Below are 21232 nucleotides of genomic sequence, written 5' to 3' on the forward strand. Positions count from 1 at the left end.
GTGTAAGAAGGTGTCGTCATGCCGAAATTTTTCTTAAATAAACGGCTAATTATATTGCTTGTTAGCATCATGGTACTCGTGGCTCTCATCGGTTTTTCGTTAAAAGAACGAAGTGAATTAACATGGATGGAAAAATTCGCAAAAGACACCGTTGTTTTTATGCAATCTATCGTGCACAAGCCCGCACAGCTCGTTGCGGGCTTCTTTGAAAATGTGAACGATTTGCGCCGTACATATGAAGAAAACAAACAGTTAAAAGCGCACTTAGAGCAATACGTTCTCTTGCAGTCCGAGGTGGAATCGCTCAAAAAAGAAAACGAACGTTTGCGTGAACTACTTGATAAAAAAGAAAGTTTACGTGATTTTGTCGCCATTCAAGCGACGGTGATCGGGCGCAATCCAGATCGTTGGGAAGAGACGTTAATTGTAAATAAAGGATCCCAACACGGTGTAAAAAAAGATATGGCTGTTATTACACCTCAAGGACTCATCGGCAAAGTGCGTAGCGTCTCACCATTTAGCGCAACGGTGCAACTGCTTAGCGCAAATGATCGACAAAATCGCATCTCTGCGTTTGTTCAAGGAGATGAAAACGTATTCGGTTTAATCGAAGGATACGATGAAGAACGGGAAGCATTGCTGCTGAAACGCCTTCCATATGATGCGAAAATAAACAAAGGACAGCGTGTATTTACATCAGGACTTGGCGGGATTTTTCCAAAAGGACTATTTATCGGAGAAGTGGAAGAAGTCGTTGCGGATGAGTACGGGCTTACACAAATTGCCTATATCAAGCCAGCAGCGAATTTTTATGACATTGATGATGTGATGATCGTGAAACGAAAAATTGAAATGTCGCAAGAGGAGGAAGGACAATGAGACGTTTTTTTCTTCCTTCCCTTGTGACCGTTATGTTTTTATTGGAAAGCATTATCGTACAACTTTTCCCCGATCCGTTATTCGATGTTTATTTGCTCGTTCCGCGCATTTTGCTTATTTTGATCGTGTTTATTACGATTTTTATTGGACAAACAGAAGGAATGACGTATGGATTTATTTTTGGTCTGTTATATGATGTCGCATATACAGAACTATTAGGCGCTTATGCGTTCGCCTTTTCGCTTATCGCTTATTTAATTGCGAAAGCGATGAACGTTTTTCATAAAAATGCATGGACAGCTTCCTTTTTTGCGATTGTTGCCATTGCATGTGTCGAATGGTACGCATATGCCATTCAACTCGTTATTAGCCGGACGACGATGCCTGTTCAAACGTTTTTGCAGTCGCGCTTTTTGCCAACGCTATTTATTCATACAATTGTTATTTTAATCATTGCTTATCCGTTAAAGCAAACGCTGCTTAAGTGGTGTGAGAAGCGGGACGAATCGTCGCCAGTATGAAGGAATACAAGAAAAATGCGGAGAACTATTCATTGAGGTGAAAGTCGTGGCTGGCAAGGAGAAAAGACCATATGTGTCAATGAAAGGGACGAAAGAAGGGCTGACGTTGCATCTTGATGATACGTGTGCCTATGACGAATTGTTAAAACAAGTGGATGAATTATTGACGACAACAACACGCGACGAAGAAGGGCCACTTGTTGCTGTGCACGTTCATGTTGGCAACAGATATTTGACGCGTGAGCAAGAAGAACGATTGCGCGATGTGATTCGAACGAAAAAGCATTTAATTGTCCACTCGATTGTAAGCAATGTCATGACGAAACAAGAAGCGTTAGAATGGAAGAAGAAAAATGAAATTGTATCTGTTGCGAAAATTATTCGTTCTGGACAAGTGTTACACGTTGATGGAGATTTACTTTTAATCGGTGATGTGAATCCTGGTGGGACGGTTATTGCAACAGGAAATATTTTTATATTAGGAGCATTGCGCGGTATTGCACATGCAGGGTATGAAGGAAACCGTCAAGCCATTATCGCTGCATCGGTGATGAAGCCGACGCAGTTGCGCATTAGTGATGTGATGAATCGAGCGCCAGACTACCGTAGCGATGAAGGAAATGAAATGGAGTGCGCTTATATTGATGAACATGATCAAATTGTTGTCGATCGACTCCAGCTATTGATGCATTTACGTCCGAATTTAACTCGGTTAGAAAGGAGTTTTTGACAGTGGGAGAAGCGATTGTTATTACTTCTGGCAAAGGCGGCGTTGGCAAAACGACAACGACGGCAAATCTCGGAACGGCACTAGCGTTATTAGGAAAGCGAGTCTGTCTCGTTGACACCGATATCGGTTTGCGCAATCTTGATGTCATTATGGGACTTGAAAATCGCATTATTTACGATCTTGTCGACGTCGTCGAAGGACGTTGCACCATTCAAAAAGCGCTCGTGAAAGATAAACGATTTGAAGATCGGTTATATTTATTGCCAGCTGCCCAAACGAGTGACAAATCGGCTGTCACACCAGAGCAAATGAAACAACTCATTGACGATTTAAGACAAGATTACGATTATATTTTAATTGATTGCCCAGCAGGCATTGAACAAGGATATAAAAATGCCGTTGCAGGAGCTGATGAAGCGATCGTTGTGACGACGCCGGACATTTCAGCTGTGCGCGATGCTGATCGAATTATTGGTTTACTTGAAAAAGAAGAGCATATGAAACGACCGCGTTTAATTATTAATCGCATTCGTAGTCATATGTTAAAAAATCATGATATGTTAGATATTGATGAAATTGTGATGCACTTATCGATTGATTTACTTGGGATTATAGTCGATGACGAACATGTCATTAAAGCGTCAAATAACGGTGAACCGATCGTTCTTGATCCGAACAGCAAAGCGTCTTTAGCATATCGCAACATCGCCCGTCGCCTTCTCGGTGAATCCGTACCGCTTATGTCGCTCGATGATGAAGAACAAAAAGGTTTTTTCTCGAAAATAAAAAAGCTATTTAGCGCGCGTTAGCACTTCCGTTTGGAGGTGCTTTTTTTATTCATATCTTCTCCATTTCCCCATACATATAATACAAATCGGACGAGAGGGGTGTGGAGTGTGAGCGATCGAATTGAACATATTCGAAAGCGAATCGCCAAGCGAAAAAAGGAGCGTGAACGTTACGTTCAAACGATGATGACAAACTGGAGTGAAGAAGAAAAATATGGGAATCCAACAGTTGTGACGTACGATGTGGAGCGAGAACCGCCACTTTTTCGGAAAGATATATTTTTATTGAAAAGCTTTTTATCAGCTCTTTTGTTTTTTGGCGTTGCGATTTTATTTCAATACGACTCTCCGAACGTTGAAGGTGCGCGTACATTTGTGAAACAAGCGATGGAAAAAGATTTTCAATTTGCGACAGTTGCACAATGGTACGAAAAAACATTTGGGAAGCCATTAGCATTTTTTAACGTAAAAAAACAACAAGAGACAACAACAGCCGCGTATGCCTTTCCAGCTTCAGCGCGCGTTGTGGAAACGTTTGAACATAATGGACAAGGCATCGTCATTGAAACCGATCAAGCCATTAAAGCAGTCGAAGAAGGAATTGTCGTATTTGCAGGAGTGAAAGAACCGTACGGAAAAACAGTCATTATTCAACATGCGGATGGAAGTGAAACGTGGTACGGAAAGTTATCCGCTATTTCGGTGAAGTTGTATGATTTCATTGAGGCAGGAAAAGAAGTCGGGAGAGCGGAAATGAATAATCATAAAGGCTTGTTTTATTTTGCGGTGAAGCAAGGGGATCATTTTATTGATCCAGTTCAGGTGATTTCCTTTGAATAAATGGTTATCTATTTTTATAAACATTCATATTCATCCGCTTTTTTGGGTTGTTGCGCTTATTGCCATTATGACTGCACAATTTCAGACGCTTCTTTTATTGTTTTGGATTGTGCTTTGGCACGAACTAGGACACGTTGTCGCAGCGCATATGTTTTCATGGCGCGTCAAACGCATTTTACTTTTGCCGTTTGGCGGAGTGGCTGAAATGGATGAACACGGGAACCGACCGTTTCATGAAGAATTGATCGTCACATTAGCAGGGCCGTTTCAGCATATATTTATTTTTTTCATCGCGTATATCGCTCATGAAGCGAACATGTTATCTAATGAATGGTATTATCAACTAATTGAATATAATGTATCTATTTTACTTATTAACTTGTTGCCCATTTGGCCGCTTGATGGAGGGAAGCTCTTTTTTTTGTATCGTACGGCGCGTACATCGTTTCGACGGGCGCACGAACAAACGCTTTATGCTTCCGTCTTTTTTTTAGTCATCTGTTTCGTCGCTTTATTGATCAACGCTCCATTGCACATGAATTTATGGATCATCGCCTGCTTTTTAGCGCATGCCATTTGGATGGAATGGAAGCAACGTCCGTATGTGTGGATGCGTTTTTTGTTGGAACGATATTACGGAAAACGGGTCGAATATCGAGCGTTAAAGCGACTTGTCGTGGATGCGAACGATTCGTTATTTCACGTTCTTCTTTTATTTCATCGCGGGAAAAAACATGCGATTATCGTAAAGAAAAATCAAATGGAAATGGAGCTTGATGAAAACGAATTGTTGTACGCTTATTTTCATGAGAAACGAACGAATGAACCGATCGGCCATTTGCTTTATACGTATTGACAATTGTTTTCTTTTTATGCTATCATCTTCTATGTTGTGTAGCACCCGTGCTACAACCGCTCAGCTAAGGCTATTTAAGCGTTCGCTTGAACCGCCTCACAGCTGGCGAGTCTGAGTCTAATTTAGGAGGTGCAAATATGTACGCGATTATTGAAACTGGTGGAAAACAAATTAAAGTACAAGAAGGCCAAGCGATTTACATCGAAAAAATTGATGCAGCAGAAGGCGAAACAGTAACATTTGACAAAGTGCTATTTGTAGGTGGCGAAAACGTAAAAGTTGGCAATCCTACAGTCGCTGGCGCAACAGTAACGGCGAAAGTTGAAAAACATGGTCGTCAAAAGAAGATCATCGTTTTCAAATATAAGCCAAAGAAAAACTATCGTCGTAAGCAAGGTCATCGCCAACCATACACAAAAGTTGTGATCGAAAAAATTAACGCATAAGGCGTAAGCGATGATTCGTATCACGATTAATCGAACGGTGGAAGGGACGATTCGTTCCTTTACGATTAGCGGACACGCTCAGTTTGCGAAGCGTGGACAAGATATTGTATGTGCAGGTGTATCAGCCATTTCGTTTGGTGCGGTTAACGCAATTGTCGCCTTGACGAATGTGAAACCGATCATTCAACAAGGAAAAGACGGCTATCTTCATTGCGAACTTCCGACAATTGAAGATAAGAAAGCACAAGCCGACGTGCAACTTCTTCTTGAAGGGATGATCGTGTCGCTCCAAACGATTGAGCGTGATTACGGAAAATACGTCAAAATAACGACGAAAACGTTGTAGGAGGTGACACGGCATGTTACGTTTAGATCTTCAGTTTTTCGCATCGAAAAAAGGGGTAGGTTCAACAAAGAACGGTCGTGATTCGATCGCAAAACGTCTTGGCGCGAAACGTGCAGACGGTCAATTCGTTACAGGCGGTTCTATTCTTTACCGTCAACGCGGAACGAAAATTTACCCAGGATTAAACGTGGGACGCGGTGGCGACGACACACTTTACGCGAAAGTTGACGGCATCGTTCGTTTTGAGCGCATGGGTCGCGATCGTAAAAAAGTGAGCGTATATCCTGTTGTGAAAGAAGCATAAGGAAGTGGAAAACTCTAACCGACTTGGTTAGGGTTTTCTTTTTGTTGGCGTATGTTATAATTATAGTCAAACTGTTTATGGGAGAATGAATGATGGAGAAGCGGTGGACGATTGTAGAGGCATTGCGTCATTCCCGACACGATTGGCTCAATAAAATCCAATTAATTAAAGGAAATTTATCTTTACAGCGTATCGATCGCGTCAATGAAATAATTCAACAAATTATCATTGAAGCAGAAAATGAAGCGAAGCTCACGAATTTACAAACAGAACGGTTTGCTGAACTGCTCATGACGTACCATTGGCAAGCACGTCATATTCAACTAGAGTATGAAGTGTTAGGGGAGCCACGTTCATTACATGCATATGATCATATGCTCGCTACGTGGTGTCAACGATTTTTACATATGCTTGAGGAATGTTCTTCTCCACATGTTGAAAACTATGTAACGATTACGATTGACTTAACAGAAAACGACGTGCGGCTCTTTTTTGATTATCGTGGTATGCTTCATGAACTTGAGATGGTAAAACAATGGATTCAAAAGCATAGTCAATATGATGCGTTCACGCTTTGTGAACATGCGATTCATGAACATGAACTAACCATATGTGCAATGATTCATCTTGTTGAGTAAAAGATGAAAAGATCGGAGGAGAAAAACGATGTTTGTTGATCAAGTGAAAATATATGTGAAAGGTGGCGACGGTGGAAACGGAATGGTCGCGTTTCGACGCGAAAAATACGTACCGAAAGGCGGACCTGCTGGAGGAGACGGTGGAAAAGGTGGCGATGTCGTCTTTGTTGTTGATGAAGGGTTGCGCACGTTAATGGATTTTCGCTATCAACGCCATTTTAAAGCGCCGCGTGGCGAACATGGCATGTCAAAAAATCAACACGGGAAAAATGCAGAAGATTTAATTGTAAAAGTGCCACCAGGGACAGTTGTCATTGATGATGAAACGAAAGAAGTGATTGCTGATTTAACAGAGCATGGACAACGATTTGTCGTAGCAAAAGGCGGACGAGGTGGACGTGGAAATACTCGCTTTGCGACTGCATCAAATCCGGCTCCGGAAATTGCTGAAAATGGCGAGCCAGGGCAAGAACGATACGTGACGCTAGAATTGAAATTGCTCGCGGACGTTGGACTTGTTGGTTTTCCGAGCGTTGGGAAATCAACGTTATTATCCGTCGTTTCAGCGGCAAAGCCGAAAATTGCAGACTATCATTTTACAACGATCGTTCCGAATTTAGGTGTCGTTGAAACAGAAGACGGCCGCAGTTTTGTTATGGCTGATTTGCCGGGGCTTATTGAAGGAGCGCATCAAGGTGTCGGGCTTGGGCATCAATTTTTGCGCCATATTGAGCGGACGCGCGTCATCGTTCACGTCATTGACATGGCTGCCATAGAAGGCCGAGATCCGTATGAAGATTATTTAGTCATTAACGAAGAATTAAAACAGTACAATTTGCGTCTAACAGAGCGGCCACAAATTATTGTTGCGAATAAAATGGATATGCCAAACGCGGAACAACATTTGCGTGAATTTAAACAAAAGTTAAAGGACGATGTGCCGATTTTCCCGATTTCAGCAGTGACACGTCAAGGGTTGCGCGAACTATTATTTGCGATTGCTGATCTGCTTGAAACGACACCAGAATTTCCGCTTTATCCACAAGAGGAAGAAGCGATTCATCGCGTCGTTTACAAATTGGAAAAAGAGGAAGCACCGTTTCATATTACGCGTGATGATGATGGAACGTTTATTTTGTCAGGAGAAAAAATTGAAAAGCTGTTTAAAATGACCGATTTTTCACGGGAAGAGTCGGTGCGTCGCTTTGCACGTCAATTGCGTTCGCTTGGCGTCGATGATGCGCTGCGCGCTCGCGGAGCAAAAGATGGGGATATTGTAAAGCTGTTGAATTACGAATTTGAATTTGTCGACTAATGCGAAAGGGGGAGCTTGTGCGGTGGATAAAAAATTTTATTTAGTGCGGGAAGATGTATTGCCTGAAGCAATGAAAAAAGTGTTGGCGGCAAAAGAATTAATTGAACGAAAAAAAGTCGATTCTGTTGCCGATGCTGTGCAACTTGTCGATGTCAGCCGAAGCGTTTTTTATAAATATCGTGACGCGGTTTTCCCGTTTCATACGATGGTTCGGGAACAAATTATTACGCTTTTTTTCCATTTAGAAGACCGCTCAGGCACCCTTTCGAAGCTATTAAGCGTCGTTGCCTCGGCAAATTGCAACGTTCTTACGATTCACCAAACGATTCCGCTTCAAGGGCGGGCGAATGTCACGTTGTCCGTTAGTACGAGCGAGATGGCGATAACGATCGATGAGTTACTTTCGCAATTAAAACAGTTGCCTTTTGTTGAAAAAGTAGAAATTCTCGGTTCAGGGGCGTAGAGAGGGGAAGGATTGTGAAAATAGGATATTTAGGACCAGAAGGGACGTTTACGCATGCGGCTGTTGAAGCGATTTTCCCTCATATACGAAACGTTCCATATCATACGATTCCACAATGTATGGACGCTGTCCGCGATGGAGAAGTCGAGCTAGCCGTTGTCCCACTAGAAAATGCACTAGAAGGTTCTGTAAATTTGACGATCGATTATTTAATTCATGAATGCAATTTACCGATTGTTGGAGAAATTATTGCACCAATTGAGCAACATTTGCTCGTACATCCATCTCAATTGGACGATTGGATGCATGTTGAACGCATTTATTCTCATTCGCATGCGATTGCTCAATGCCATAAGTTTTTACATCGTCATTTAAAGCACGCCACGTATGAATACGTCACATCAACAAGCGCAGCAGCAAAATATGTGAGCGAGCATCCAGAAGAAAAGATCGCGGCGATCGGCAATCGTCTTGCAGCGAAACAATACGGCTTAGCGATTGCGAAAGAAAACATTCATGACTATGACTACAACCATACGCGCTTCATTGTTTTGCATCGCGAGCGCGATTTGTTGCCTGTTACAGATAAAGAAGATGGGTTTAAAACGACGTTAATGGTCATGTTGCCAAAAGATCAGGCAGGAGCGCTTCATCAAGTGTTATCAGCGTTCGCGTGGCGAAAGCTTAACTTGACAAAAATTGAATCCCGCCCAGCGAAAACAGGGTTAGGGAACTACTTTTTTATTATTGATATTGATCAAAAAATGGACGACGTTTTAATTCCAGGAGCGATTGCAGAATTGGAAGCGCTCGGCTGCACGGTGCAAATATTAGGTAGCTATCCATACTATACGGTAAAAAAAACATCCCTCGTGTAAAGGGATGTTTTTTTACTCAATCAAAAACCGTGCTTGTTTTAATGCAGCGCATGCTTCATCAAGTTTTTCTATGGAATCTGCTTCGAGTGTATGCAGATGGACGCCATCGGTCAGTTGAGACAAGTAGGCAGATTTCGTTTCGTTAATTTTTTGAATAAATTCATCAACTTCTAACCGATTGCTAACCATAATGGACGCTGTTAAATCTCCGTATACCGGATGCTCAATTTTCACGTCTTTTACTGTGACGCCATGATCGACGATTGTATATAGTTCGTCTTTCGTCTGTTCTGGCGTGTGGCAACAAGCGATGACGCGCGTATACATATGAGTAGAAGAAGGAGATAAATATAAGTACCCTTGGCTTGTTGCAATAATCGGTTCGTTTTTTGCTTTTAATAGCGAAATATCTTGAACGATCACTTGGCGGCTCACGTTCGTTTTATTAGCCAACTCCGTTCCTGTCATCGGGCGTTTCGTTTCTTTTAACCATTGCAAAATGAGCGTTCGACGTTCTTCCCCTAGTAGTTTTCTCTCTTTTTTCATCGTGACATCCTTTCTTTTTGAAGCTGTTCAAGTGCGGAAACAACGGCTTCGACCTCGCTTTTTGTCGTATGCATGCCAAATGATAGGCGAATGAATTGTTTTGCTTCGTCTTCTTCTTTGCCGATGGCGATCATCGTTTTTGATGGTGCTTGCTTGCCGATTTGACATGCGCTTCCGGTAGAAATCGCAATCCCGTGACGATTGCAATGCAACATCACATATTGTCCTTCAAAGCCGTGAACGAGACAGCCAACAATATTCGGTAGTTGATCTGTCGGATGTTCGAAAACAGTGATTGGCAATTGTTTTTTCACGATTTGTTCAACAAAATAACGACGCAATTCGGTTATGTTTTGTTGAACCGTTTCTCGTTTTTTTTCCGCTTCAAGCGCTGCGGTTGTGAACGAAGCGATGCCAGGGACGTTCACCGTTCCGGGACGAAATCCGCTTTCATGTGTTGTGTTTGGCAGCCACATATGCCAACGTACGCTCGGATTCACATACACAGCCCCGACCCCTTTTGGACCATAAATTTTATGGCTAGCAATCGATATGCTATCGAGGTGAAGTTGTTTCACATCTATCGGTATTTTACCAAAAGTTTGTACACAATCGCTATGAAAGACAATTTGTTTTTCTTTTAATAATTCACCGATTTGTTGCAACGGTTGAATCGTACCAATTTCAGAATTGGCATGTTGAACAGAGACGAGAATCGTTTCGTCCGTTAATGCCTGTTCAAGCGCTTCGATATCCACTTGCCCGAAGCGGTCGACTGGCACGTACGTCACGGTAAATCCTTCTTGTTCGAGTTGCGCGCATACAGCGTGAACGGAAGCGTGCTCGACGCTTGATGTAATAATGTGTTTTCCTTTATGACGATGGGCGTAAGCGAGCGAACGAATAGCGAGAACGTTCGCTTCTGTTCCTCCGCTTGTAAAATATATTCCTTTTTCCTCGCCACGAATGAGTTGAGCGAGTTGTTTTCGACAAATCGTAAGCAATTCGTTTGCAGCTGTTCCGACATCATGGAGGCTGCTTGCATTTCCAAAATATGTTCTCGCACTTTCTACATAAACCGCTAAAGCTTCTTCACTCATTGGTGTTGTTGCGGCGTAATCTAAATAAATCATCTCGTTCACCACTTCCAAAAACAAAAGTCTTGTCATCAGTTTAAATATATGTCAATATAGGTGTCAAGACAGTATGAAATGGAGGAACATCCATGCGTGAAGCGGATGTGATTATCGTTGGTAGCGGCCTTGCAGCGTTAATGGTTGCCTATCATTTATGTGAGCATAAAAATGTGATTATTTTCACGAAGTCGAATAAAGAGACGAGCAACTCTTGGCTTGCTCAAGGGGGCGTCGCGGCTGCCATTCATCCTGACGATCATTGGTTAACTCATTATACGGATACGATAATTGCCGGATGTGAGCATAATGACGAGGAAGCGGTACGCATTTTAGTTCAAGAAGGACGCGAGGTCATTCAACAGTTTATGAACCTCGGTTTTTCATTTGATGTTGATGAGCATGGCCAATTGCTTTTCGGGCAAGAAGGGGCGCACCGTATGAGACGCATTTTACATGCGGGGGGCGACGCGACAGGAAAAAACATGGTTTCATTTTTATTTGAAAAGCTTTCTAGCCGTGTGACGTTTATTGAAAACGATCCGGTCATTGATTTGCTCGTTTCCGATGGACGTTGCGTAGGTGTACAAACGAAAAATGGAACGTATACAGCGAACGCGATCGTGATTGCGACAGGCGGGATTGGACAGTTATATACGTTTACATCAAACGCAGAAACGGCAACGGGCGATGGCATTGCGATGGCATACCGAGCAGGTGCTGCTGTAGCAGATATGGAATTTGTGCAATTTCATCCAACGATGCTTTATGTGGACGGAAAAGCTGTCGGTCTCATTTCGGAAGCGGTTCGTGGAGAAGGAGCGATTTTATTGACCGATGACGGTCGGCGCGTCATGGACGGAGTGCATCCACAAAAAGATTTAGCGCCGCGCGACGTCGTATCTCGGGCCATTGAGCGCGAAATGAAAAACGGTCATTTTGTTTTTTTAGATATCTCGATGATTCCGCATTTTTCATCCCGTTTTCCGACGATTACATCGCTTTGTGAGCGCTATCAAGTCGATTGGCGCAACGGTTTCCTTCCTGTTGTCCCAGGTGCTCACTTTTTAATGGGTGGCATCGTTGTGAATGTCGATGGTGAAACGACATTACCGGGACTGTATGCCGTTGGGGAAGCAGCATGTACAGGTGTGCACGGAGCGAACCGTTTAGCAAGCAACTCACTGCTTGAGGCGCTCGTCTTTAGTCGACGTGTTGCTTTCCATCTGTTGAACAAAACGGAGCAACGTTTGATGTTAAAGAAAAGCGAAAGAAAAGAAAATAACGTACATATTGCGTTACCGACAAAAGAGGACATTCAGCATATCATGACGCAATATGTCGGCATTGTGCGCGATTATGATCAACTGTTTTACGCGAAACAATGGTTTGAACAATATTCGATTGATGAGCTTGTCAACATGTCACCAGAGTATGATGACGAGGAGCGGACGATTATATACATGTTGATTGTTGGCTGGCTTGTGACGACTTCAGCTTTGCAAAGAAGAGAAAGCCGAGGGGCTCATTATCGAAGTGACGAGCCATTTGAAAGAACGTATTGGGAAAAGCGGCGCATCGTCCGCACGAAAGAAGAACATCTCATGAAGGAGGGATTCCGTTGAATGAGCTAAAGCTAAAAGAGTTGCTTAAGCAGTTTTTTTTAGAAGATATCGGAGAACGCGATATAACAAGCGAAATGATCTTTTCTCGTGAGGATGAAGGAAGAGCGATATTTGTTGCCAAAGAAGATGGAATTATCGCAGGGGTATCGATTATTGATATCGGATATAAGCTATTGCACCCATCGATCACATGTCAATTATATAAAAGAGACGGGGAAAGCGTAAAAAAAGGAGAGGTTATCGCCGTCGTTTCAGGTCCGACCATCCCGATTTTATCAGGTGAGCGCGTCATTTTAAATATACTCCAGCGCATGAGCGGGATTGCTACGTTGACAAATCGAGCTGTTCGAGCGTTAAACAGCAACCATACACGCATTTGTGATACGCGAAAAACGACGCCGGGCCTGCGGATGTTAGAGAAATATGCGGTAACGTGTGGCGGTGGATACAACCATCGTTTCGGTTTATATGATGGAGTGATGATTAAGGATAATCATATTGCGTTTTGTGGTTCCATTACAAAAGCAGTCGAACGCGTCCGCTCGCAGCTTGGTCATATGGTAAAAATTGAAGTGGAAACAGAGACGAAACAACAAGTGATGGAAGCGGTTGAGGCAGGGGCGGATGTCATTATGTTTGATAATCGTACGCCTGAAGAAATTCGTGAATTTGTTCAACTCGTCCCACCATCGATCATTACGGAAGCTTCCGGCGGAATTACTCTTGAAAATATTGCACAGTATCGGGATACAGGTGTGGACTATATTTCGTTAGGCATGTTGACGCATTCAGCGAAAGCGTTAGATATTAGTTTAAACGTGCAGTAGGAGGAATGAGCGATGAACGTATTACAACTCATGCAACAACAAGATGCGATGCCAGAGACGTATAAACAGTTGTCGGTCGAGGAAATGGAACAGCGCGTTGCTCGTGTCAAACGAGAGCTTGGTACGCGTTTATTTATTCCAGGACATCATTATCAAAAAGATGAAGTCATCCAATTTGCAGATGCGACAGGTGATTCATTGCAGCTTGCACAAGTAGCAGCGAAAAATAAAGAAGCTGAATATATTGTATTTTGCGGCGTGCATTTTATGGCGGAAACAGCTGATATTTTAACAAGCGATGAACAAGTCGTCATTTTGCCAGATATGCGTGCCGGATGTTCGATGGCAGATATGGCGGAAATTGAACAAGTGGAGCGAGCATGGCCAATATTACAACAAATGTTTGGAGATACGATTTTACCGTTAACGTATGTTAACTCGACCGCTGCGATTAAAGCGTTTGTCGGCTTACACGGCGGGGCGACGGTGACATCATCAAACGCGAAAAAAATGGTCGCTTGGGCGTTTACACAAAAGGAACGCATTTTCTTTTTGCCTGATCAACATTTAGGAAGAAATACAGCTTACGATCTTGGCGTTCCACTTGAACAAATGGCTGTATGGGATCCAGCGACAAATACACTTCAATACGACGGTGACGTTCAGCAAATTAAAGTGATTTTATGGAAAGGACATTGTTCTGTCCATGAAAATTTTACAGTAAAACATATTGAACATATTCGAAAAACAAAGCCGGATATGAAAATTATTGTTCATCCAGAATGTAGCTGGGAAGTTGTTCAACAAGCAGATGATGCAGGTTCGACAAAATATATTATTGAAACGATCGCTCAAGCACCGTCAGGAAGTAAATGGGCAATCGGAACAGAAATGAATTTAGTTAATCGGATTATTCAGCAACATCCAGATAAAGAAATTGTGTCGTTAAACCCGTATATGTGTCCATGTTTAACGATGAATCGCATTGATTTACCACATTTGCTTTGGGCGCTTGAATCATTGCTTGAAGGGAAAGTTGTCAATCGCATTACTGTTCCGAAAGATGTAGCTGAAGGAGCGATGTTAGCGCTTGAGCGCATGTTAGCGCGAGCATAAACGGATCGGCATTTTTTTGCCGGTCTTTTTTATTTTTATCATAAAAAAAGCTTTCCGTTCATAAGTTATGTTGAAGCCTAGTAGCGACAAGCTGAACATGACATACACGTCACGTCTGAGTATAGGAGGGGGAAACACGTGAAAATCCATATCGTTCAAAAAGGAGATACCCTTTGGAAAATTGCGCAAAAATATGGAGTTGATTTTGAAGAGTTAAAAAAAATGAATGCTCATTTAAGTGATCCAAACTACATTATGCCAGGTATGAAAATTAAAGTACCGACGCCAGTAGCTCCAGTAAAACCTGTCAAAAAAGAAACACAAAATATTTCTGTTGATGTCGACATTCACGTAAACAAAAAGGAACAACAGTTACAACAGCCGGTGAATGTTGAACCAATTGCAAAAGAAATTCCAATTGCAAAAGAACAAGAGAAAAAAGAACAACCGAAACAAGAAACGCCGCTTTTACCACCGAAGCCACCAAATATTATGCCAAATATGATGGAGCCTGAAGAAGAGATACCAATGCCACCGTTTCCAGACATTCCACCGATTCCAACGACAGAGGCGCCAGTCATGGAAGAACAACCACAACAACCGATGCAGCCGCAGCCTGTTCCAATGCCTGTGCCGATGCCAATGCCAATGCCGTGCGTTCCTGTTTCGCCGATTATGCCGGGATACGGTTTTTATCCATGGTTCCCACCGATGTATCCTGTTATGCCATGGACGTATCCACAGGGTGCGATGAATAACGATGATTGCGGATGCGGTGAGCAGTTACAACCGACACCATATATGCCACAAATGCCAACAGGTGAATATGCTCAACAGTCGCAACCGATGATGCCGCAAATGCCAACAGGTGCAGGGGGATATTCACAGCAACCGCAACAAGCACCGTATCCACAACAAATGTATGGTGAAAATGTGCCAATGATGCAACAGCCGATGTATATGCCACAAGCTATGCCGTATGGTCCGTACGGATGGCAACAAGGATGGCCGGGGCAACCGTATATAAATCCGTATTTTTCAGTTCCTTATCGTGAGGAAGAAGAGGGGCAATAATGTCGCCTCTTTTTCTTTTTGTTTTTTGTGTGATAAAATGAACATGATGATGTAAAAAGAAAGGGATGTACATATATGGAACAAAAAATTGAAAAACTAATTACATGGCTTCGTGAACGAGTACAAGAAGCTGGAATGAATGGGGCGATCGTCGGCATTAGTGGCGGAATCGATTCTGCTGTCGTTGCCCATTTAATTAAACGAGCGTTTCCTAACAACTCGTTAGGGTTAATTATGCCATGTAAAAGCAATCCGAAAGATAAAGAAGACGCATTAAAAGTTGTCCAAAGTTGTGGGGTTGATTACCATATCATTGACTTAACAGAAACGCATCGCGTACTATTTGGGGAAATTGAAAAGCAATTAAAAGAAAAAGGGCAATGGAACGAGCAAGCGGCTCGCCTTGGCGATGCAAATACACGTGCGCGTTTGCGCATGACGACGTTGTATGCTGTGGCGAACAATTACGGTTATCTCGTTGTCGGAACGGATAATGCGGCGGAATGGCATACAGGGTATTTTACAAAATACGGTGACGGTGGCGTCGATTTAGTGCCACTCGTTCATTTCACAAAAGGCGAAGTGCGCGAAATGGCACGCATTCTCGGTGTACCTGAAGAAATTATTACAAAAGCGCCAAGCGCAGGTCTTTGGGAAGGACAAACAGACGAAAACGAAATGGGAACAACGTACGATATGATTGACAAATATTTAAAAGGTGAGCCCGTTCCAGAACGAGACCGTGAGATTATTGAGCGACTTCATGAACGTTCCCACCATAAACGGCAATTAGCGATCGCTCCGCCAAAATTTTAACAGCGATAAAACCCCTTTTTTTGCGCCAAGCTAATGATGTAGACTGATCGTCTACAAAAGCAAAAAGGGGGTTTTTCCTTTGCGGAAACGAATCGTCGCTCTCGGTGCAGTCATTGCGCTTAGTGGCTTAGCAGCTTGTAATAACCAAGCGTTTGATACACGTTATACCGATCGTACACGTCCGATCGGATATTACTCAAATGAAAATGATATGACCGGTTTTCAATACGGTCGTTACGGGACGGAACGTTTAAACGGAAACGTTCGTCCAGTGCGGGATAACGACGGATCGATTACAGAAATGCTTGATCGGGGCATGGATCGAACAACGCGAACACCGCAAGTCGATCGCAATTTTAGTCGTGCCGATCGCAACTATCATGGACATTTGAATGCGATGGATGAACGAACACGCCCATCGTATTACCGTAACTATAACGGGGCGTTAGCTGAAAAAATTGCAAAACGTGCAGCGAACGTTGCCAACGTAAAAGATGCACGCGCCGTTGTCTCAGGAGATCGTGTCGTCGTTGCTGTATCGACGACAGAGAAAAATACAACGCGCATTGAGCGTCTCGTTCGGCAGGCGATCGCCCCATATACAGCGGGGAAAACGGTTCGCGTTGTGGCAAATGAAAGCATGTATAACCGCATCCGCACGCTCGATAACGATATTCGCGACGGTGGTCCAATGGATCAACTAGAGCGTGATATTCGCGACATATTTAATGACATGGGTGATATGATGGAACGTCCATTTATGAATCGTGGGTAAAGAACAGGGGTGAGCCCCTGTTCTTTTTTATTTATTTTTGGTATAGTTTTTATGGACATTTTTCACATATGAGAGGGGATCCGAATGGCAGGACATTCCAAGTGGAAAAATATTCAACGGCGCAAAAATGCACAAGATGCGAAACGCGGAAAATTGTTTATGAAGCTTGCAAAAGAAATTTATGTAGCTGCCAAAATGGGCGGAGGCGATCCGACGACAAACGCTACGTTGCGTCTTGCGATTGAAAAAGCAAAATCAGCGAACATGCCGAATGAAAACATTGAACGTGCGATTAAAAAAGCAACAGGCAACCAAGAACATACACATTACGAAGAAATTCGTTATGAAGGATATGGACCGGGTGGCGTAGCGGTCATGGTCATTTGTTTAACAGATAATAAAAACCGTACCGCATCTAACGTTCGTGTCGCGTTTTCGAAAAACGGTGGAAACTTAGGAGAAACGGGATGCGTGTCGTATTTATTTGATCGGAAAGGGCTCATTGTCATCGCTCGTGAAGATTTAAACATCGATGAAGATGACATGTTGTTACAAGCGATCGAAGCAGGGGCGGATGAAATGGAAACGACGGAAGATTCGTTTGAAATTTACACATCCCCTGAACAGTTTGAGCAAGTAAAAAATACGTTAGCTGCGCAAGGGTTTACGTTTGCGACGGCTGAAATCACAATGATTCCGCAAACGTACACAACATTAACAGGCGACGATTTAACGAAAATGTTAAAGCTTATTGATATGCTTGAAGATGATGACGATGTACAAGAAATTTACCACAATTTAGATGAATCGATGTTAGAATAACGGTCTTGCGATGGCAAGACCGTTTATTTTTGGCGAAAATGGTCAACATATGAATGAGGTGAGAATGATGAATATTGTACTTACACTATGCCTTAGTTTATTTTTGACACAACACACATCTCCTGTACAGATGACAGTCATTTTAGAAACGGTATATATGGATGGAGAGGTGAGCGAGGAAATAAGAGAAGAAACAGTGATATCGATGAAAGACATTTGGAACAAATATAAAGATTGGCAGCTTATCAATATGGATGACGAACAAATTGTTTTCCAACGTTACGTTGATGACCTTTCGCCATTAACGAAAGCAGGGTATTTCGGTCTTACTGAAGATGGCACGCTTTCTATTTTTGAAGGAAAACCAGGTGAGTCATCTCGCGTCATTCAGTCGTTTTTTCAAATTGATGTAAAAAAACTCGAAAGTCACGAACGAGAAAAGCTGAAAAAAGGTATTTCTGTTCGTTCAAAAAGAAATTTTGAACGCGTCATCGAAGCGTATGAGCCATTCGGAAAATAAGTCCGCGCATAACAGCGGACTTTTTTTATGAGTGACTTGCGCTTTCCGCTTTCCTCATCTTATGCTAAAATGAGAGGCGTGAGAAAAGGAGGACGGGGCTTTGATTGAATTTATTCGTGGCTATGTGAATTACGTTTGTCCGGAATATATTGTTATTGAAAATAACGGAATAGGCTATCAAGTTTTTACCCCTAATCCGTTTTCGTTCCAAATGAATAAACAACAACAAATCGTTGTATATACATATCAGTATGTGCGTGAAGATGTCCTCGCCCTTTATGGATTTCATACGCGCCAAGAGCGATCGTTATTTTCTAAATTATTACAAGTGTCGGGAATCGGACCAAAAGGGGCGCTTGCCATTTTAGCTGCTGGTCAACTTGAACAGCTTGTGGAAGCGATCGAAGCGGAAGATGATAAGTTTTTATGTAAGTTTCCAGGAGTAGGAAAGAAAACAGCACGACAAATGATTTTAGATTTAAAAGGAAAATTGCAAGCAGTTGTCCCAGACGCTTTTCCGAATTTATTTACGGAGCCGATTGAAGAAACGAACCCGCTTTCTGAAGCGCTTGAAGCGTTGAAGGCGCTCGGCTATGCTGAGAAAGAAATTCAAAAAGTGGTGCCTATATTAAAACAAGAGCAGTTATCGACAGAAGGATATATTAAGCTCGCTTTACAAAAACTATTAAAGTAAGGGAGGATGCATGATGGAAGAGCGTCTCATTTCAAGCGCGGCCGATTACGACGATGCCTCGCTTGAATACAGTCTTCGCCCAAAGCAGTTGCGAGAATATATCGGGCAACAAAAAGTAAAGGAAAACTTAACTGTATTTATTGAAGCGGCGAAAATGCGGGGAGAGACGCTTGATCACGTATTGTTATATGGACCACCAGGGCTTGGAAAAACGACGCTGGCCGCCATTATTGCCAACGAGATGGGCGTTCAATTGCGCACGACAGCTGGACCAGCGATTGAGCGTCCGGGGGACTTGGCGGCAATTTTAACGACGCTTGAACCGGGTGATGTCCTATTCATTGATGAAATACATCGCTTGCCACGAGCAGTGGAAGAAGTGTTGTATCCGGCAATGGAAGACTTTTGTTTAGATATCGTCATCGGCAAAGGACCGGCTGCCCGTTCTGTCCGCCTCGATTTGCCGCCATTTACGCTCGTAGGAGCAACAACAAGATCCGGAGCACTCTCTGCTCCGCTTCGCGACCGTTTCGGTGTGTTAAGCCGTTTAGAATATTATACCCCTGAAGAGCTCGCTCATATTGTGAAGCGAACCGCCCACATTTTTGCTGTCGAAATCGAAGAAGAAGCAGCGTTTGAAATTGCACGGCGTTCGCGTGGCACACCGCGAATCGCCAACCGATTGTTGCGCCGCGTGCGCGATTTTGCTCAAGTGCGTGGGAATGGAACGATTACGTTTATTTTAGCGAATGAAGCGCTAGAACAATTACAAGTCGACCGTTTAGGATTAGACCATCTGGACCATAAACTATTAAAAAGCATGATGGAAAAATTCCGAGGTGGACCAGTCGGATTAGAAACAATTGCCGCAACGATTGGGGAAGAAGCGCAAACGATTGAAGATGTATATGAACCGTATTTGCTACAAATCGGCTTTTTACAGCGAACACCGCGCGGGCGAATCGTTACGCCACTTGCGTACAACCATTTCGGTTTGGAGGTGCCACGATGATGAATGTGCCAAAAACAATTATGCTTCTTGGTGTCGTTCTTATTATTGTCGGTTTTTTGATGCAATTTATTAAGCTTGGTCGTTTACCTGGAGATATCGTTATTAAAAAAGAAAATGCAACTTTTTATTTTCCGATTATGACGTCAATCATTTTAAGCGTCGTTTTATCGCTTATTTTTTATATGATTGGTCGTTTTCGTTAATAAAATAAAGAAAGGGACGTGTGGATATGAAAATAGATTTGTTTGATTTTTATTTACCAGAAGAGCTCATTGCGCAAACCCCATTGCCTAATCGTGAAGCATCACGTCTGATGGTACTTCATAAACAAACGGGGGAAGTGACGCATGAACCAACGTTTCGTTCCATTTTATCGTACTTGAAAGAAGGGGACTGCCTCGTTTTAAACGATACGCGCGTATTGCCAGCGCGATTGTATGGGGAAAAAGAAGGAACAGGGGCGCACATTGAAGTACTTTTATTAAAACAGCTTAGTGGAGATCAATGGGAAACGCTTGTTAAGCCCGCTAAACGTGTGAAAGTCGGAACGACGCTTTCGTTCGGTGATGGACGTTTACGCGCGGAATGTGTAGCTGAGCTGGAGCACGGTGGGCGCATTCTTTCGTTTTCATATGATGGCATTTTTCTTGAAGTACTTGAGTCGCTTGGCGAAATGCCGCTTCCGCCATACATTAAAGAACAGCTCGATGACCGAGAGCGATATCAAACCGTCTATGCTCGCGAAGCTGGATCAGCTGCAGCACCGACGGCTGGGTTACATTTTACAGAACAACTTCTTGAAGATGTGAAGAAAAAAGGAGTGCATCTTGCCTTTATTACGTTGCATGTCGGTTTAGGTACGTTTCGCCCTGTGAACGTAGAAAATATTGAAGAACATGATATGCATGCCGAGTTTTATCAAATGACAGAGGAAACAGCGAACTTGCTAAACGATGTCAAAGCAAAAGGAGGGCGCATCATTGCCGTTGGGACGACATCGACACGCACGCTTGAAACGATCGCCTCTCGTCACGATGGTACGTTTGTCGCTGAAAGCGGTTGGACGGATATTTTTATTTATCCTGGCTATACGTTTCGAGCGATTGATGGAATGATTACAAATTTTCATTTACCAAAGTCAACGCTCATTATGCTCGTGAGCGCGCTAGCTGGTCGGGAGCATGTGTTGCGAGCTTATGAAGAAGCGGTAAAAGAGCGTTACCGATTTTTCAGTTTTGGCGATGCGATGCTCATTATATAATTAAGAA

The 21232-nt window shown here is 42.9% G+C and carries 27 protein-coding genes and 1 other annotated feature; of the genes, 25 read left to right on the forward strand and 2 right to left on the reverse strand.

The features are described from left to right. The first annotated feature begins 18 nt into the window (after positions 1-18). The 13 genes from mreC (at position 19) to pheA (ending at position 9004) form a co-directional block, all read left to right on the forward strand. The gene (gene mreC / locus ES017_RS04715) at positions 19-879 is read left to right on the forward strand and encodes a rod shape-determining protein MreC (RefSeq protein ID WP_042534155.1); all 861 of its coding nucleotides are present in this window, start codon (positions 19-21) and stop codon (positions 877-879) included. Beyond that, complete coding sequence (gene mreD, locus ES017_RS04720) at positions 876-1400, forward strand: rod shape-determining protein MreD (RefSeq protein WP_042534157.1); 525 nt, start codon at positions 876-878, stop codon at positions 1398-1400. Before mreC ends, mreD begins: the two co-directional genes overlap by 4 nt. 79 nt (positions 1401-1479) lie before the next feature. Beyond that, positions 1480-2130 (forward strand): septum site-determining protein MinC, encoded by a 651-nt coding sequence (gene minC, locus ES017_RS04725; RefSeq protein ID WP_216367445.1) that lies wholly within the window; start codon positions 1480-1482, stop codon positions 2128-2130. 2 nt (positions 2131-2132) lie between these two features. Further along, positions 2133-2939 (forward strand): septum site-determining protein MinD, encoded by an 807-nt coding sequence (gene minD / locus ES017_RS04730; RefSeq protein ID WP_009361731.1) that lies wholly within the window; start codon positions 2133-2135, stop codon positions 2937-2939. Positions 2940-3026: 87 nt separating this feature from the next. Then, positions 3027-3758: a M23 family metallopeptidase gene (locus ES017_RS04735; RefSeq protein WP_042534159.1), complete on the forward strand. Its 732-nt coding sequence runs from the start codon at positions 3027-3029 to the stop codon at positions 3756-3758. Beyond that, a complete protein-coding gene (locus tag ES017_RS04740) occupies positions 3751-4614 on the forward strand; it encodes a M50 family metallopeptidase (RefSeq protein ID WP_042534161.1) in 864 nt (287 codons plus the stop codon). Before ES017_RS04735 ends, ES017_RS04740 begins: the two co-directional genes overlap by 8 nt. Positions 4615-4658: 44 nt before the next feature. Further along, positions 4659-4737: a sequence feature (ribosomal protein L21 leader region), on the forward strand. A gap of 14 nt (positions 4738-4751) precedes the next feature. After that, positions 4752-5060 carry a 50S ribosomal protein L21 gene (rplU, locus tag ES017_RS04745; protein ID WP_003396311.1) on the forward strand — a complete coding sequence of 103 codons (309 nt, stop codon included), beginning with the start codon at positions 4752-4754 and terminating at the stop codon, positions 5058-5060. Positions 5061-5070: 10 nt separating this feature from the next. After that, positions 5071-5406, forward strand: coding sequence for a ribosomal-processing cysteine protease Prp (locus ES017_RS04750; protein ID WP_042534164.1), 336 nt, complete (start codon positions 5071-5073; stop codon positions 5404-5406). A 13-nt stretch (positions 5407-5419) separates the two neighbouring features. Next, a complete protein-coding gene (gene rpmA, locus ES017_RS04755; protein ID WP_003396301.1) occupies positions 5420-5710 on the forward strand; it encodes a 50S ribosomal protein L27 in 291 nt (96 codons plus the stop codon). Positions 5711-5799: 89 nt separating this feature from the next. Continuing rightward, positions 5800-6348, forward strand: a complete 549-nt coding sequence (locus ES017_RS04760; protein ID WP_084220256.1) for a Spo0B C-terminal domain-containing protein — start codon at positions 5800-5802, stop codon at positions 6346-6348. A 28-nt stretch (positions 6349-6376) separates the two neighbouring features. Beyond that, on the forward strand, positions 6377-7663 hold the full coding sequence (obgE, locus tag ES017_RS04765) for a GTPase ObgE (RefSeq protein WP_042534168.1): 1287 nt from the start codon (positions 6377-6379) through the stop codon (positions 7661-7663). 22 nt (positions 7664-7685) lie between these two features. Beyond that, complete coding sequence (locus ES017_RS04770; RefSeq protein WP_042534170.1) at positions 7686-8126, forward strand: ACT domain-containing protein; 441 nt, start codon at positions 7686-7688, stop codon at positions 8124-8126. A gap of 14 nt (positions 8127-8140) precedes the next feature. Beyond that, entirely contained in the window at positions 8141-9004 is an 864-nt protein-coding gene (gene pheA, locus ES017_RS04775; RefSeq protein WP_042534172.1) for a prephenate dehydratase, read from the forward strand. Between the two features lie 12 nt (positions 9005-9016). On the opposite strand, the gene ES017_RS04780 is transcribed toward pheA, so the two are convergent. Both ES017_RS04780 and ES017_RS04785 read right to left on the reverse strand, forming a co-directional pair. After that, a complete protein-coding gene (locus ES017_RS04780) occupies positions 9017-9550 on the reverse strand; it encodes a transcription repressor NadR (protein ID WP_021093886.1) in 534 nt (177 codons plus the stop codon). Beyond that, on the reverse strand, positions 9547-10683 hold the full coding sequence (locus tag ES017_RS04785) for an IscS subfamily cysteine desulfurase (protein ID WP_042534174.1): 1137 nt from the start codon (positions 10681-10683) through the stop codon (positions 9547-9549). Before ES017_RS04785 ends, ES017_RS04780 begins: the two co-directional genes overlap by 4 nt. A gap of 92 nt (positions 10684-10775) precedes the next feature. On the opposite strand from ES017_RS04785, the gene nadB reads away from it, so the two are divergent. From nadB to queA, 12 genes are all read left to right on the forward strand, one after another. Then, positions 10776-12308, forward strand: coding sequence for an L-aspartate oxidase (nadB, locus tag ES017_RS04790; protein ID WP_042534176.1), 1533 nt, complete (start codon positions 10776-10778; stop codon positions 12306-12308). Then, the gene (gene nadC / locus ES017_RS04795; RefSeq protein WP_042534178.1) at positions 12305-13135 is read left to right on the forward strand and encodes a carboxylating nicotinate-nucleotide diphosphorylase; all 831 of its coding nucleotides are present in this window, start codon (positions 12305-12307) and stop codon (positions 13133-13135) included. The genes nadB and nadC overlap by 4 nt, the downstream gene beginning before the upstream one ends. Positions 13136-13147: 12 nt before the next feature. Next, positions 13148-14251, forward strand: coding sequence for a quinolinate synthase NadA (nadA, locus tag ES017_RS04800; protein ID WP_042534180.1), 1104 nt, complete (start codon positions 13148-13150; stop codon positions 14249-14251). A gap of 138 nt (positions 14252-14389) precedes the next feature. Further along, positions 14390-15325 (forward strand): LysM peptidoglycan-binding domain-containing protein, encoded by a 936-nt coding sequence (locus tag ES017_RS04805; RefSeq protein WP_042534181.1) that lies wholly within the window; start codon positions 14390-14392, stop codon positions 15323-15325. A 75-nt stretch (positions 15326-15400) separates the two neighbouring features. Next, positions 15401-16141: an NAD(+) synthase gene (gene nadE, locus ES017_RS04810; protein WP_042534183.1), complete on the forward strand. Its 741-nt coding sequence runs from the start codon at positions 15401-15403 to the stop codon at positions 16139-16141. 79 nt (positions 16142-16220) lie between these two features. Next, complete coding sequence (locus tag ES017_RS04815; protein WP_042534184.1) at positions 16221-16916, forward strand: YhcN/YlaJ family sporulation lipoprotein; 696 nt, start codon at positions 16221-16223, stop codon at positions 16914-16916. Positions 16917-17000: 84 nt separating this feature from the next. Further along, positions 17001-17738 (forward strand): YebC/PmpR family DNA-binding transcriptional regulator, encoded by a 738-nt coding sequence (locus ES017_RS04820; protein WP_009361714.1) that lies wholly within the window; start codon positions 17001-17003, stop codon positions 17736-17738. 64 nt (positions 17739-17802) lie between these two features. Beyond that, positions 17803-18258, forward strand: a complete 456-nt coding sequence (locus ES017_RS04825; RefSeq protein ID WP_021093893.1) for an intercompartmental signaling factor BofC — start codon at positions 17803-17805, stop codon at positions 18256-18258. Between the two features lie 100 nt (positions 18259-18358). Continuing rightward, on the forward strand, positions 18359-18952 hold the full coding sequence (ruvA, locus tag ES017_RS04830; RefSeq protein ID WP_021093894.1) for a Holliday junction branch migration protein RuvA: 594 nt from the start codon (positions 18359-18361) through the stop codon (positions 18950-18952). A 13-nt stretch (positions 18953-18965) separates the two neighbouring features. Further along, on the forward strand, positions 18966-19964 hold the full coding sequence (ruvB, locus tag ES017_RS04835) for a Holliday junction branch migration DNA helicase RuvB (RefSeq protein ID WP_021093895.1): 999 nt from the start codon (positions 18966-18968) through the stop codon (positions 19962-19964). Then, positions 19961-20167 (forward strand): DUF2905 domain-containing protein, encoded by a 207-nt coding sequence (locus ES017_RS04840; protein ID WP_021093896.1) that lies wholly within the window; start codon positions 19961-19963, stop codon positions 20165-20167. The genes ruvB and ES017_RS04840 overlap by 4 nt, the downstream gene beginning before the upstream one ends. 26 nt (positions 20168-20193) lie before the next feature. Further along, a complete protein-coding gene (gene queA / locus ES017_RS04845; protein ID WP_021093897.1) occupies positions 20194-21225 on the forward strand; it encodes a tRNA preQ1(34) S-adenosylmethionine ribosyltransferase-isomerase QueA in 1032 nt (343 codons plus the stop codon). Positions 21226-21232: the final 7 nt, after the last annotated feature.

Source organism: Anoxybacillus sp. EFIL, assembly GCF_013096955.1.
GTDB classification, from domain to species: Bacteria; Bacillota; Bacilli; order Bacillales; family Anoxybacillaceae; genus Anoxybacillus; species Anoxybacillus ayderensis.